This is a genomic window from Amycolatopsis mongoliensis (assembly GCF_030285665.1).
GTDB classification, from domain to species: Bacteria; Actinomycetota; Actinomycetes; order Mycobacteriales; family Pseudonocardiaceae; genus Amycolatopsis; species Amycolatopsis mongoliensis.
Genome location: NZ_CP127295.1, coordinates 7,855,227 through 7,867,961, shown reverse-complemented (window position 1 = coordinate 7,867,961; position 12,735 = coordinate 7,855,227). Strand labels below are relative to the sequence as shown.

The 12,735-nt window shown below is 71.1% G+C and carries 14 protein-coding genes; 4 read left to right on the top strand and 10 right to left on the bottom strand.

Annotated elements, in window-relative coordinates:
- Window position 1: 1 nt before the first annotated feature.
- Entirely contained in the window at window positions 2–343 is a 342-nt protein-coding gene (locus QRX60_RS37725; RefSeq protein ID WP_285996233.1) for an ArsR/SmtB family transcription factor, read from the bottom strand.
- A 126-nt stretch (window positions 344–469) separates the two neighbouring features.
- Between QRX60_RS37725 and QRX60_RS37720 the strand changes: the two genes are divergently transcribed.
- Window positions 470–1,066, top strand: coding sequence for a ClpP family protease (locus QRX60_RS37720; protein WP_285996232.1), 597 nt, complete (start codon window positions 470–472; stop codon window positions 1,064–1,066).
- A 109-nt stretch (window positions 1,067–1,175) separates the two neighbouring features.
- Here the strand turns inward: QRX60_RS37720 and QRX60_RS37715 are convergent, their stop codons facing one another.
- From QRX60_RS37715 to QRX60_RS37700, 4 genes are all read right to left on the bottom strand, one after another.
- Entirely contained in the window at window positions 1,176–3,230 is a 2,055-nt protein-coding gene (locus tag QRX60_RS37715) for a M3 family metallopeptidase (protein WP_285996231.1), read from the bottom strand.
- Between the two features lie 94 nt (window positions 3,231–3,324).
- The gene (locus QRX60_RS37710) at window positions 3,325–4,032 is read right to left on the bottom strand and encodes a histidine phosphatase family protein (RefSeq protein WP_285996230.1); all 708 of its coding nucleotides are present in this window, start codon (window positions 4,030–4,032) and stop codon (window positions 3,325–3,327) included.
- Window positions 4,033–4,081: 49 nt separating this feature from the next.
- Complete coding sequence (locus QRX60_RS37705; RefSeq protein WP_285996229.1) at window positions 4,082–4,924, bottom strand: undecaprenyl-diphosphate phosphatase; 843 nt, start codon at window positions 4,922–4,924, stop codon at window positions 4,082–4,084.
- A 1-nt stretch (window position 4,925) separates the two neighbouring features.
- Entirely contained in the window at window positions 4,926–5,963 is a 1,038-nt protein-coding gene (locus tag QRX60_RS37700) for an LLM class F420-dependent oxidoreductase (protein ID WP_285996228.1), read from the bottom strand.
- 87 nt (window positions 5,964–6,050) lie between these two features.
- On the opposite strand from QRX60_RS37700, the gene QRX60_RS37695 reads away from it, so the two are divergent.
- The 3 genes from QRX60_RS37695 (at window position 6,051) to QRX60_RS37685 (ending at window position 8,339) form a co-directional block, all read left to right on the top strand.
- Window positions 6,051–7,019: an aldo/keto reductase gene (locus tag QRX60_RS37695; protein ID WP_285996227.1), complete on the top strand. Its 969-nt coding sequence runs from the start codon at window positions 6,051–6,053 to the stop codon at window positions 7,017–7,019.
- Between the two features lie 91 nt (window positions 7,020–7,110).
- Complete coding sequence (locus QRX60_RS37690) at window positions 7,111–8,118, top strand: YncE family protein (protein WP_285996226.1); 1,008 nt, start codon at window positions 7,111–7,113, stop codon at window positions 8,116–8,118.
- Window positions 8,115–8,339 (top strand): DUF5703 family protein, encoded by a 225-nt coding sequence (locus QRX60_RS37685; protein ID WP_285996225.1) that lies wholly within the window; start codon window positions 8,115–8,117, stop codon window positions 8,337–8,339. Before QRX60_RS37690 ends, QRX60_RS37685 begins: the two co-directional genes overlap by 4 nt.
- Before the next feature lie 242 nt (window positions 8,340–8,581).
- Here the strand turns inward: QRX60_RS37685 and QRX60_RS37680 are convergent, their stop codons facing one another.
- The 5 genes from QRX60_RS37680 to QRX60_RS37660 are packed head-to-tail and all read right to left on the bottom strand — an operon-like array spanning window position 8,582 to window position 12,693.
- A complete protein-coding gene (locus tag QRX60_RS37680) occupies window positions 8,582–9,079 on the bottom strand; it encodes a DUF2975 domain-containing protein (RefSeq protein WP_285996224.1) in 498 nt (165 codons plus the stop codon).
- Between the two features lie 31 nt (window positions 9,080–9,110).
- Entirely contained in the window at window positions 9,111–9,857 is a 747-nt protein-coding gene (locus QRX60_RS37675; RefSeq protein ID WP_285996223.1) for an SRPBCC family protein, read from the bottom strand.
- A gap of 1 nt (window position 9,858) precedes the next feature.
- On the bottom strand, window positions 9,859–10,446 hold the full coding sequence (locus QRX60_RS37670; protein ID WP_285996222.1) for an ArsR/SmtB family transcription factor: 588 nt from the start codon (window positions 10,444–10,446) through the stop codon (window positions 9,859–9,861).
- A 31-nt stretch (window positions 10,447–10,477) separates the two neighbouring features.
- A complete protein-coding gene (locus QRX60_RS37665) occupies window positions 10,478–11,371 on the bottom strand; it encodes an alpha/beta fold hydrolase (RefSeq protein WP_285996221.1) in 894 nt (297 codons plus the stop codon).
- Complete coding sequence (locus tag QRX60_RS37660) at window positions 11,371–12,693, bottom strand: M20/M25/M40 family metallo-hydrolase (RefSeq protein ID WP_285996220.1); 1,323 nt, start codon at window positions 12,691–12,693, stop codon at window positions 11,371–11,373. The genes QRX60_RS37665 and QRX60_RS37660 overlap by 1 nt, the downstream gene beginning before the upstream one ends.
- Window positions 12,694–12,735 lie beyond the last annotated feature (42 nt).

Genomic DNA, 12,735 nt, shown 5'->3' with positions numbered 1-12,735 from the left:
GTCAGTCTTCTTTCGGTAGCAGGACATCATCGAGCTGCGCCACGCGCCGGCGCCAAACGGACTCGTAGAAATCGAGGAGCGCACTCGCCCGCCGGAGCCGCACGCGGTCGGCCGAGACCAGCTGCTCGCGGCCCTTGGCACGCTTCCGGACGAGACCCGCCCGCTCGAGCACGGCGACGTGCTTCTGCACGGCCGCGAAGCTCATCTCGTAGTGCGCGGCGAGCTCGGACACCGACGGCGTCTCGGTGATCGACCGCGCCAGGATGTCGCGGCGTGTCCCGTCGGCCAAGGCGCGGAAGAGCTGGTTGAGCGACTCCTCACTCTCTTCCCGATGTACAACCATGTGGTTGTACATTAACGATCGCCGATCACCTCGGCAAGACCCGAGTTCGCTCCGCTCCCAGCGAACGCCGCACGCTCACAGCGAAATCGCCCCAAGCGCGGCCATCGCCCGCCCTACCGTCGGGCCATGACCCTTCTCGCCGTACCCGACATGCAGGCACCGAGCACCGCACCCGAAGACTCGGTCTACCAACAGCTCCTGCGCGACCGCATCGTCTTCCTCGGCTCCGAGGTCAACGACGAAGTCGCCAACCGGATCATCGCCCAGCTCCTCCTGCTGGCCGCCGACGACCCGGCGAAGGACATCACCTTCTACATCAACTCACCCGGCGGCTCGGTGACCGCCGGCATGGCCATCTACGACACGATGCAGCTCGTCAAACCCGACGTCTCCACCTACGGCCTCGGCTTCGTCGCCTCCATGGGCCAGTTCCTGCTTTCCTCCGGCACGCCCGGAAAGCGCTACCTGCTGCCGAACACGCGGATCGTCATGCACCAGCCGTCGGCCGGGATCAGCGGCGCCGCGACCGACATCGCCATCCAGGCCGAGGTGTTCGGCAAGATGAAGCGCCGGATCGCGGAGATCACCGCGCGCCAGACGGGCCAGAGTGTCGAGCGGATCACCGCCGACGCCGACCGCGACCGCTGGTTCGACGCGGACGAAGCCCTCGCCTACGGATTCGTCGACCACATCGTCGCGGGCGAGCAGACCGCGTCGGCCTGACTCCCTCCGTCTTTGCGGTTGTTCGAGGTGCAGAGACGACTCCGCGGGGCAGTTTTCTGCAGAACTGCCCCGCGGTATAGGTCGTTATACACTTAGTACCGGAGTCTGGTCAGACTCCGGTGAGGCCGCGGCGTGCCAGGAGTGGTTCGATCTCGGGGTCGCGGCCGCGGAAGGCGCGGAAGGCGTCCATCGGGTCGATGCTCCCTCCCCTGCCCAGGAGGGTGCGGCGGAAGTGGTCGCCGTTGTCGCGGGTCAGTCCCCCGCTCTCGCGGAACCACTGGACGGTGTCGGCGTCGAGGACTTCGCTCCAGATGTAGGAGTAGTACCCCGCGCTGTAGCCGCCGCTGAAGATGTGCGCGAAGTATGTCGTGCGGTAGCGCGGTGGGATCGCTTCGAGGGCCACGCCCGCCTTGACGAGCGCGTCGGTCTCGAACCGCTGCACCTCCTCCACGCTGTCGTCGACGCCGAGGCGGTGCCAGGCCTGGTCGAGCAGGGACGCGGCGAGGTATTCGGTGGTGGAGAAGCCTTCGCCGTACTGCTGGGCGGCGAGGAGCTTGTCGACCTGCTCCTGCGGCAGGGCCTCCCCTGTCTCGTGGTGCTTGGCGTAGTTGGCCAGGACCTCCGGCCACAGCATCCACATCTCGTTGACCTGGGAGGGGTACTCGACGAAGTCGCGGGGAACGTTGGTGCCGGAGAACGTCGGGTAGCGGACCGACGAGAGGAGGGCGTGCAGCGCGTGGCCGAACTCGTGGAACGCGGTGACGACCTCGTCGAAGGTGAGCAGCGTCGGCTCCCCCGCCGGCGGGCGGCTGACGTTGAGCACGTTGACGACGACCGTTTTGCGGTCCAGCAGCTCCGACTGGTCGACGAAGGTGTTCATCCACGCGCCACCGCGCTTGGCGTCGCGGGTGTACAGGTCGAGCAGGAACAGCCCGAGCGGGGTGCCGTCGGTGTCGAAGACCTCGAAGGTCCGGACCTCCGGGTGGTACTTCGGGAGGTCGGTCCGCTCGGTGAAGGTGAGGCCGTAGAGCTTGGTGGCGGCGAAGAAGACGCCGTCGAGGTACACGCGGTCGGCTTCGAAGTACGGGCGCAGGGCTTCGGTGTCGACCTCGAAGCGTTCGCGGCGGACCTGGGCGGCGTAGTAGGGCCAGTCCGACGGGCGCAGTGTCGCGCCGGGAACGTCCGCTTCGAGCAGCTGCTGCAGTTCCGCGGCTTCCGTGCGGGCGTTCGCGACGGCGGCGGGTGCCAGGCGCTCGAGCAGCCCGGCGGCGGCTTCGGCGGTCTTGGCCGTCTCGTCGGCGATGACGTACGCCGCGTGGTTCGGGTAGCCGAGCAGGACGGCCCGTTCGGCCCGCAGGCGGGTGATCTCGGCGACGAGGGCGTTGTTGTCGAACTCGTTGCCGCGGTTGCCCCGCGCCATCGACGCGGTGTGGATCCGCGCCCGGACGTCGCGGTCGCGCAGCGTCTCCAGCGGCGACGCCTGACTCGTCGGCAGGGTCAGGGTGAGGACGTACTTGCCGTCCTCGTCGCGGGCGGCCGCCGCTTCGGCGGCGGTGGCGATCGCGCCGTCGCCGAAGCCGGCCAGCTCGGCGCGGTCCTCGATGACGACGGCGAGGTCGTTGGTGTCCTTGAGCAGGTTCTGCTGGAACTTCGTCTGCAGGGTGGACAGCTGCCCGTTCAGCTCACGCAGGCGGGCCTGCTCCGCCTCGCCGAGCCCGGCGCCCGCGCGGCTGAAGTCGAGGTGGCGCCGTTCCAGCAGCCGCCGGGACTCCTCGTCCAGGCCGAGCTCGTCGCGCCGCGCGTGGAGGGCGTCGATCCGGGCGAACAGCTTCGGGTTCAGGTGGATGGCGTCGTGGTGGGCGGCCAGCTTCGGCGCGAACTCCGCCTGGATGGCCTGGATCTCGTCGGTGCTGCTGGAGCCGGACAGGTTGTAGAACACGCTCGCCACGCGGCCCAGCAGTTCGCCGGCGCGCTCGAGGGCGACGATGGTGTTCTCGAACGTCGGCTCGGCGTCCTGCGCCGCGATCTGCTCGATCTCCGCCGAGTGTTCGGCCAGGCCCGCCTCGAACGCGGGCCGGTAGTGCTCGTCGCCGATCCGGTCGAAGGGCGGCAGGGCGTAGGGCAGTTCGCTGGGTGCGGCGAACGGGTTGTCCGGCGAAATCATCGGGGCAGGCTCCTGGTCGGGGTCCAACACTCGGTCCCGCCACCCTACGTGGTCCACCTGTGCGGACGTCAGCGCTTTCCGGAGGTGGCCGAGCTCACCGGCCGGTGGTACCGCCCACGACGGCGTCGCTGGTCCCGGCGGCCTTCTTGCCCCGCTTCGGCTTGGGTTCCGGCGGCACGATGCCGCGCAGGTCGCTGCTGTGGTCGTTGACGCGCATCACGAACGGCCGTGTCTCGGTGTAGCGCACGACCGAGATCGACGCGGGGTCGACGACGATCCGCTGGAACGCGTCGAGGTGCTGGCCGAGCGCGTCGGCGAGGATGGACTTGATCACGTCGCCGTGGCTGCACAGCAGCCAGACGGCGTGGTCGCCGTGTTCGGCGGTGATCCGCCGATCGTGCGCGCGGACGGCGGCCACCGACCGGGCCTGCATCGCCGCGAGCCCTTCGCCGCCGGGGAACACCGCGGCCGAGGCGTGCGCCTGCACGACCTGCCAGAGCGGCTCCTTCGCCAGGTGCTTGAGCTCCTTGCCGGTCCAGTCCCCGTAGTCCACTTCGGACAGCCCGGGTTCGACGACCTTCCGGAGCCCGCGTGCGGCGGCCAGCGGGCCGACCGTCTGCTTGCACCGCAGCATGGGCGACACGACCAGCTCCGCCAGCGGGACGCCGTCGAGGCGTTCCACCAGCTTCTCCGCCTGGGCGCGGCCGGTGTCGTCGAGGTTGACCTTCGGGGAACGCCCGGCCAGGACGCCGGAGCCGTTGGCCGTCGACTTGCCGTGCCTGAGCAGAATGACCGTACTCACGGGGCCCACCCTACGTGGGGACCGATCAAGCGGTCCCCACGCGGGCGGATCAGTGGCTGACCGGACCGGCGTTCGGGTCCAGCGCGCCGGTGAGGATCAGCACGAACAGCAGCACACCGAGGACCAGCCGGTAGATCACGAACGGCACGAAGCTGCGCTTCTTGATGTAGGCCATCAGCCAGGCGATCACCGCGTAGCCGACGCCGAAGGCGACGAGCGTGGCCAGGATCGTCGGGCCCCACTGGGCCGGCACGCCGCCCGACCCGATGTCCTTGAGCTTGTACACACCCGAGCCGAACACCGCGGGCAGCGCCAGCAGGAACGAGTACTCCGCCGCCTCGGCGCGGGTGTAGCCCAGCAGCAGGCCCGCGCTGGTCGTGCCACCCGAGCGCGAGACGCCCGGGATCAGCGCCAGCGCCTGGGCGAAGCCGAACCCGAGGCCGTGCGGCACGGTCAGGTGGTCCAGCGTCCGCTCCTGCTTCCCGATCCGGTCGGCGACCAGCAGGATCAGGCCGAACACGATGAGCACGGTGGCGGTGATCCGCAGGTCGCGGAACGCGCTGTCGATCTGATCCTGCAGCAGCAGCCCGAGCACCACGATCGGCAGCGAGCCGACGATGATCAGCCAGCCCAGGCGGGCATCCGGGTCACGGCGCCAGTCCGGCTTGTACAGCGAGAAGAACCAGGCCTGCAGGATCCGGCCGATCTTCTTGCCGAAGTAGATGATCACCGCGAGCTCGGTGCCGATCTGGGTGACGGCGGTGAACGCCGCGCCCGGGTCGTCCCAGCCGACGAGCGCCGCGACGATCCGCAGGTGCGCGCTGGAGGAGATCGGGAGGAACTCCGTCAGGCCCTGGACCAGGCCCAGGACGAGTGCTTCGAACCAGCCCACGTCAGGCCACCCCCGCCTTCTCGAGCGCTTCGACGGCGGTGGTCAGCGCGGCCGACGGGTCCGGGGTGTACGGCGCCACCGACAGGGTCGTCACGCCGGCCTCGGCGTATTCGGTCATCTTCTCCGCGATCCGTTCCTTCGGGCCCAGCAGCGACGTCGCGTCGAGGAACTCCAGCGGCACCGCCGCCATCGCCCCCGCCCGGTCGCCGGCCAGGTACTTCTCCTGCACTGCGGCGGCTTCGGCTTCGAAGCCCATCCGGCACGCCAGCCGGTTGTAGAAGTTCTTCTCCTTGCTGCCCATCCCGCCGAGGTAGAGCGCCGCGTACCCGCGGACGGCGTCCGCGCACGTCTTCCAGTCGTCGCCCGGCACGAGCGGCACGGTCGGCACGACGTCGAAGTCCTCCAGGGTGCGGCCGGCCCGTTCGGCACCGGCCCGCAGCCGCGCCAGCTGCTCCCCCGCGTGCGCCGGCGAGAAGAACACCGGCAGCCAGCCGTCGGCGATCTCGCCGGTCAGCTCCAGGTTCTTCGGGCCGATCGCGGCCAGGTAGAGCGGGATGTGCTTGCGGGCGGGCCGGACGGTCAGCCGCAGCGCCTTGCCGGGCCCGTCCGGCAGCGGCAGCGTGAAGTGCTCGCCCTCGTGGGCCAGCCGTTCGCGCCGCAGCGCCTTCCGCACGATCTCGGCGTACTCGCGGGTGCGCTCCAGCGGGGAAGCGAACCGCACGCCGTGCCAGCCTTCGGACACCTGCGGGCCGGACACGCCGAGCCCGAGCCGGAAGCGGCCGCCCGAGAGCGTGTCGAGGGTCGCGGCGGTCATCGCGGTCATCGCCGGTGTCCGGGCCGGGATCTGCAGCACGGCGGCGCCGACGTCGATCCGCGACGTCTGCGCCGCGATCCAGGTCAGCACGGTCACGGCGTCCGAGCCGTACGCCTCCGCCGCCCACACGACGGCGTAGCCCCGTTCGTCCGCTTGTTTCGCCAGGGCCAGGCTGGCGGGGTCGTTCCCCGATCCCCAGTAGCCGAGATTCAGTCCGAGTCGCACGGGGCCAGACCCTAACGGGGGCCCTTGGGGGCGACACGACTCACCTTGGTCAGGTCCGGACGGGGGAGCCCACTAGGCTCGGCGGTCGTGGAAAAGCGACTGCTCGGCCGCTCGGGACTGCGCGTCTCGCGGATGGCGCTCGGCACCATGACCTGGGGTGGCGACACCGACGCGGAGGAGGCGGCCAGCCAGCTGGTCGCCTTCGTGGACGCCGGCGGCACCCTGGTGGACACGGCCGACATCTACGGCGAGGGCGAGAGCGAGCGGGTGCTCGGCTCCCTGCTCGGCGACCTCGTGCCCCGCGACGACGTCGTGCTCGCGACGAAGGCGGTCGCCCGGCGCACCGACGGCCCGTTCGGCGGCGGCGCCTCGCGCGGTGCCCTGCTCACCGCGCTCGACGGCTCGCTCAAGCGGCTCGGTACCGACCACGTCGACCTGTGGCAGCTGCACGCCTGGGATTCCTGCGTGCCGATCGCGGAGACCCTCGCCGCCCTCGAGTACGCCGTGACCAGCGGGAAGGCCCGGTACGTCGGCGTCTCGAACTACGCGGGCTGGCAGCTGGCGACGGCCGCCGCGGGCGCCGCGGCGGTCGCGCCGATCGTCTCCACCCAGGTCGAGTACTCGCTGCTGGAACGCGGGGTGGACCGCGAGGTCGTCCCGGCCGCCGAGCACCACGGCATCGGGCTGCTGCCCTGGGCGCCGCTGGGTCGCGGCGTGCTGACGGGCAAGTACCGCACCGGCACGCCCGCCGACTCGCGCGGCGCGAACAGCGCGTACGCCGGCTACGTCGAGCACCACCGCACCGACCGGGCCGCCCGGATCGTGCAGGCGGTGGCCACCGCGGCGGACGGGCTGGGCACGTCGCCGCTGGCCGTCGCCCTGGCCTGGGTCCGCGACCGGCCCGGGGTCGTGGCCCCGGTCGTCGGGGCGCGGGACACCGGCCAGCTCACCGGATCGCTGACGGCGGAGGAGATCACCCTGCCGCCGGCCATCCGCTCGGCGCTCGACGACGTCAGCGCGATCGAGGTCGGTTATCCGGAGCGCTGGCCGCGCTAGGTGTCTGTTGGGTGACATGCACGTGACGGCAAGACGATCGTGGAGGATGCTGGTGAAGACCGCCCGCCGAGGGACACCTGGAGGCAGCAACGTGCGTCGGTTCGCCGCCGTGTCGTGGATCGCGATCCCGCTCGCCGGTGTCCTGGCGCTTTCGGGCTGCTCCTCGGCCAAGTCCGACGGCGACGACCTGCAGATCGTCGCGAACCCCGTGGCAGCGAAGCCGGCGGTCTCCCCCGCGGTGACCGTGCGGCCCGCCGGTCAGGTGCTCACCACCGGAGCCGTCTCCGCGCTCGCCGTCGCCCAGGGAACCCTGGTCGTCGCTCTCGCTCAACCGCCGTCTTTGCAGCTTTACGACCTGAACGCGCTCGCGTCACCCCCGGTGAATATGCCGTTATACAGCAAGGCCGAGAAGCTGACCGTGGCGCCCGGGCGGGTCGAGATCGCGGAGCCGGATCGGGGTGTGGTGCAGCAGCTGACGCTGCCGGACCGGAAGCTCACGGAGACGAAGACGGGCGGGCAGCCGGCGTCGAGCATCGCCTACGGCGCCGATCGGCTGGTGGCGATGGGGGCCGCGAAGGACATTCAGCTGCTGCCGGCGAGTGGTCCGGCGCGGACGATCGGCGGGCAGCTCTACAGCGCCGACGACGTCGTCGACACCGGGAGGGGTGTCGTGGTGCTGGACCGGCTGCGCACGGCGGTGTTCTCGGTCGACGTCGCCGCCGGGAAGGTCAACGAAGGCCTGCGTGCGGGTGACGGTGCCGCCAACGCCGTGGCGGATTCCTACGGGCGGGTGCTGGTGACGGACGCGCGGGCGGGTGCGCTGATCGCGTTCTCGGCTTCGCCGCTGATCATGCGGCAGCGGTACCCGGTGCCCGGTGGTGCGTACGGGATCGCGTACGACGCTCGGCGGAGCTTGGCGTGGGTGACGCTGACCGAGCGCAACGAGGTGGTCGGATTCGACGTCCGCGGCGGCGAGCCCGTCGAGAAGTACCGGTTCCCCACCGTGCGCCAGCCGGACTCGGTCGGGGTGGACGAGACCAGTGGCCGGGTGATCGTGGGCTCGGCCACCGGAGAAGGGACCCAGGTGATCCAGCCATGACGACGGTCAGCGAGGCGGTGGTCGAAGGGGATTGGGAGTATCGCCGTCTGCACCTCCCCCCGGGCGTGTCCCGGCGTGCGGCGGCGATCCAGCTCTCCATCCACGCGGAGTTCGCGGGCTGGGAACTGCGCACCGTGCGGCTCTACGCCGACGGCACGCGCCGGGTCTGGCTGCGCCGCAAGAAGACGGCGGAGAGCCTTCCCGGCACGCTGCCGACCTAGCCACGCCGCCCGGGTGAGGTAGTCCTCGACCTCGCCTGCTCGGTGCCCGGGATCGGGTCGTCGTAGGTCCCCGCGGAGGCGAACACACGGGCGAACTACAGCCCGGCCGGCCCAGAAACCCGAACCCGTCGCGCGCCGCGGCCAGCCGCCGCCGATGCGTGGCTTGGATTTCCGCGCGCGTCATGGCCCGGCCGGCGAGGTACCGCATCACCTCGGGGCGGAGCCGCAACGCGCAATTCGTTTCAGACCACGCCGTCCAGCTCGGTGCGCAGCCCGATCGCCTTCGCCGGCAGGTGCCGCCCCGCGACCAGCAGCAACACCGCCGCCGTACCCGCGACCACGGCCGCGGCCGTCCCCAGCCACAGGCCGAGCACGTCCATCCCGTCCACCGGGGACGGGATGTCGGCGAGGGTCACGTACCCGAACACGGCGGCGGTGACGACGGTCGCCGCCGCCGTGGCGCCCACGACGACGTTCGCCCAGGTCAGCGTGGACGGCTTGAAGACCGTGCCGCGGCCCGCCCGGCGCAGCAGCATGCTCAGCCCGACCAGGGCGGCCTGCCCGCACGCGACGAACGCGATCGCGGCGGTCACCAGCGGGACCCGGATCGGCGCGTACGGCGGGAACAGCTCGACCTGGTCGGCGGCGGTCATCGGGATCACGACGAACTGCGCGTACAGCCCGATGAGGAACGCGGCGGCGACGAGCGCCTGGAGGACACCGACGAGGAAGCGAGGCATATATCGATAGTCAATGTGTTTCGCTCGACTGTCAACCGAACACGTGGCCGAGCCAGTCGCTCCAGGCCTTCTCCTCTTCCTCGGCGTCAGCGCCGGGGGTGAAGACGTGGTGGGCGGCGATCATCGGGCCGCGGAAGCCGCGCAGGAACCTGATCATCGCGTCGGCGGTCCGCACTCCGGCGTTCTGGTCGTTCACGGTGTAGACGACGCCTTCCTGTGGTGCCCGGCCGTCGAGCGAGATCCGCACCCGGTCGCCCTCGGCGGGCCGTGCGGGCAGCCCGAGCGCGGTGCCGAGCCGCGCCCACGCGGCGGGCCAGTCCCCCACCGGCGGGCCGAACGCGGTGACCGGCACCGCCGTGCGTCCGGCGAAGTGCGTGACGTATTCGACCAGGGTGCGGAAGAACATCGCGTTGCCGCCGGTCATCGCCTCGAACTCGTCCTCCCAGTCGTCGCCGGGCAGGAAACCGCTGGTGACGCAGCGGATCACCGAGCTCCCGCCGTCGCGTCCCTCGATGAGGAACTCGTAGGCGATCTTGCGCCCGTCCGGCGCGGGGTCGCTGCCGTAGACGAACTTCTCCAGCGGGTCCCACTCCCGGATCCGGTACTCGGGCCGGTAGCCGCCGAACGCGCCGCGGACGACACCGCCGGTGCCGCCCTCGACCTCGGTGCGGCCCATGAACCACGAGTCGATGCCGGGTCCGGTCGCGATGGCTTCCCACAGCTGTTCCGGCGTCGCGCCGACTTCGGCGACTTCGGACTGCTCGAATTCGCGGCCCATCTCAGGATCCCGCCGGGACGCTCGGGTGGACGGCGACCACCACCCGGTGCCTGCGGCCCTTTTCGGCCGTCTCGTCGTGGTACTTCCCCACCAGCGTGGTGACCGCCGTCGCCAGCTCCTCGGCGAACGCGGCCCGGTCGGCCGCCGAGGCGAACCGCACCTCGCCGTCGAGGGCGAAGGTCGCGACCCGCTGCTTCGCCTGGGCCGCACCGGTGATGAGCAGGCCGACGTCGCGCACCAGGCGTCCGGCGACCGCGAGCAGCCAACGCGCCGAGAGCCGGTCCGGTGACCGGGCCGGGTCCGGCTGCACCGCCGCCAGCGCGGCCGGCGAAATGACGTACGACGCCGCCGTCGCCTGCATCATCCGCTCGGTGACGTTGCCCTTCCGGCGCTCCTCGACCAGCTCCACCAGACCGTGCGCCTCCAGCGCCCGCAGGTGGTAGTTGACCTTCTGGCGCGGCAGGTCGACCCGCCCGGCCAGCATCGTCGCGGACGCGGGCTCCGCCAGCTCGGCCAGCAGCCGGGCGCGGATGGGGTCCAGCGACACCTCGGCCGCCGACGCGTCTTCGATCACCGCCACGGAGAACATGAGGCCAGCTTCGTTCCGAACAGAGAAGTTGTCAAGAACTCTCTTCTTGTCGGGAACTGCCGTTCACCAGGGCGACGACCCGCGGCAGCACCTGTGCGGCGGCTTCCAGCGGCACGACGTGCCCGACGCCGGGCAGCACCACCGCCGTCCCGTTGCCGAGGCCGGCGGCCCACTGCTCGACGTCGGACGCGCGCACGATCCGGTCCCGCTCCCCCACGATCGCCGTCACCGGCAGGCCGCTGACCTGCGTCAAGGCCGAGTCACGCGCGTAGGCGTCCAGCGCGGGGCGGAACAGCGAGACCGTGTGCGGCCAGTTGCCGCGGATCATCTTCACGGTCAGCTCGACCAGTTCCGGGTCCGGGTCGTCCCCGAACAGCCACCACCGCAGGCCCGCGCTCACCGCCCGGCTCGTGTGCTCCCGGACCACGCCGAAGAGCTTCGAGCCGAGCACCGCTTCGAGGTCGCGGGCCAGCTTCCCCAGCGCGTTGGGCCAGGTCGCCGACACCTCGGTGGCCAGCGTTCCGGACGACGTCGCGAGCAGTACCAGCCCCGACACCCGCGCGGCGAACAGTTCCGGGTGCCGCTGGGACAGCGACATGATGGCCAAGCCACCCATGTCGTGCCCGACGAGCACAACCCGGCCCTCCGGGACCTCGCGCTCGAGCAGCTCCGCGAGGTCGTCGCCGAGCTGCGTCATCGTCGCGGTTCCGCGCCGCGCCCGCCCGGACCCGCCGTGGCCGCGCTGGTCGTAGGTCAGCACGGCCACCGGCCCGTCGGCCGCGTCCGGCACCAACGGCGCGATCCGGCCCCAGCTGCGCTGGTCGAGCGCGTAGCCGTGGACGAAGACCACGGTCACCGGCGCGGCCGGGTCGCCCCTGCGGACCACCTGCAGGGACGTGCCGTCGGCGAGCGCGAACGCGGTCATCAGGACGTGCGCAGGAACCGGTCCAGCACGCGGGTGCCGAACTTCAGCGCTTCGACCGGGACGCGCTCGTCGACACCGTGGAACAGCGCCGAGAAGTCGAGGTCGGCCGGCAACTTGAGCGGCGCGAACCCGAAGTTGCGGATCCCGAGGTCCTGGAAGGACTTCGCGTCGGTGCCGCCGGACAGCATGTACGGCAACGTCTTCGCGCCCGGGTCCTCGGCCAGCACCGCCGCGGTCATGGCGTCGACGAGAGCGCCGTCGAAGGTCGTCTCGACCGGCGGGAGCTCCATCCACTCCTTCTCGATGTCCGGCCCGAGCAGCTCGTCGAGCTCGCGGTCGAACGCCTCCAGCCGGCCGGGCAGGATCCGGCAGTCCACCGCGGCCTCGGCGACCGACGGGATGACGTTCGACTTGTAGCCGGCGGTGAGCATGGTCGGGTTGGCGGTGTCGCGCAGGGTCGCGCCGATCATCCGGGAGATGTTGCCCAGCTTGGCGACCGAGCCCTCGAGGTCGTCCTCGGGGAAGTCCCAGCCGGTGATCTCGGTGACGCCGGCGAGGAACTCCTTGACCGAGTCCGTGAGCACCAGCGGGAAGCGGTGGTTGCCGAGCTTCGCGACGGCCTCGGCGAGCTTCGTCACGGCGTTGTCGCGGTGGATCATCGAGCCGTGCCCGGCGGTGCCGCGCACGCGCAGCTTCATCCAGCGGATGCCCTTCTCGGCCGTCTCGATCAGGTAGGCGCGGACGTCGTCCTTGAGCGTGATCGAGAAGCCGCCGACCTCGCTGATCGCCTCGGTGACGCCCTCGAACAGGTCGGGGCGGTTCTCGACGAGCCACTGGGCGCCGTACTTGCCGCCTGCTTCTTCGTCGGCGAGGAAGGCGAAGACGAGGTCGCGCGGGGGCACGACGTTGTTCATCTTGTAGTGGCGGGCCAGCGCGAGCGCCATCCCGCACATGTCCTTCATGTCGACCGCACCGCGCCCCCAGACGTAGTCGTCCTGGATCGCCCCGGAGAACGGGTGGACCGACCACTCCGAGGGGTCGGCGGGCACGGCGTCGAGGTGACCGTGGATCAGCAGGCCGCCCCGGGACCGGTCGGCGCCTTCCAGCCGCACGATCACGTTGTGCCGGTTCTTCCCGCCCGACTCGACGTAGGTGATCTCGTAGCCGGCGTCGGTCAGCTTCTCCGCGACGTACTCGGCCGCCGCCCGCTCGCCGACCAGGGTGTCGGGGTCGCCGGTGTTGGTCGTGTCGATGCGGATGAGCTCGCTGGTCAGCGTGACGGCCTCGGCCGCGGCGGCTTCGATCAGGTTCGGTTCGGTCACCGGCCATTCCTATCACTCGCCCGGCCCGGTGCGCTGGCTGCG

Excerpts from the sequence above, each read along its gene's own strand:
- QRX60_RS37675 (WP_285996223.1), bottom strand. The coding sequence starts at position 9,857 with ATGGGCCGCGAATTCGAGCAGTCCGAAGTCGCCGAAGTCGGCGCGACG.
- QRX60_RS37665 (WP_285996221.1), bottom strand. The coding sequence starts at position 11,371 with ATGACCGCGTTCGCGCTCGCCGACGGCACGTCCCTGCAGGTGGTCCGC.
- QRX60_RS37680 (WP_285996224.1), bottom strand. The coding sequence starts at position 9,079 with ATGCCTCGCTTCCTCGTCGGTGTCCTCCAGGCGCTCGTCGCCGCCGCG.
- QRX60_RS37685 (WP_285996225.1), top strand. The coding sequence starts at position 8,115 with ATGACGACGGTCAGCGAGGCGGTGGTCGAAGGGGATTGGGAGTATCGC.
- QRX60_RS37715 (WP_285996231.1), bottom strand. The coding sequence starts at position 3,230 with ATGATTTCGCCGGACAACCCGTTCGCCGCACCCAGCGAACTGCCCTAC.
- QRX60_RS37670 (WP_285996222.1), bottom strand. The coding sequence starts at position 10,446 with ATGTTCTCCGTGGCGGTGATCGAAGACGCGTCGGCGGCCGAGGTGTCG.
- QRX60_RS37720 (WP_285996232.1), top strand. The coding sequence starts at position 470 with ATGACCCTTCTCGCCGTACCCGACATGCAGGCACCGAGCACCGCACCC.
- QRX60_RS37725 (WP_285996233.1), bottom strand. The coding sequence starts at position 343 with ATGGTTGTACATCGGGAAGAGAGTGAGGAGTCGCTCAACCAGCTCTTC.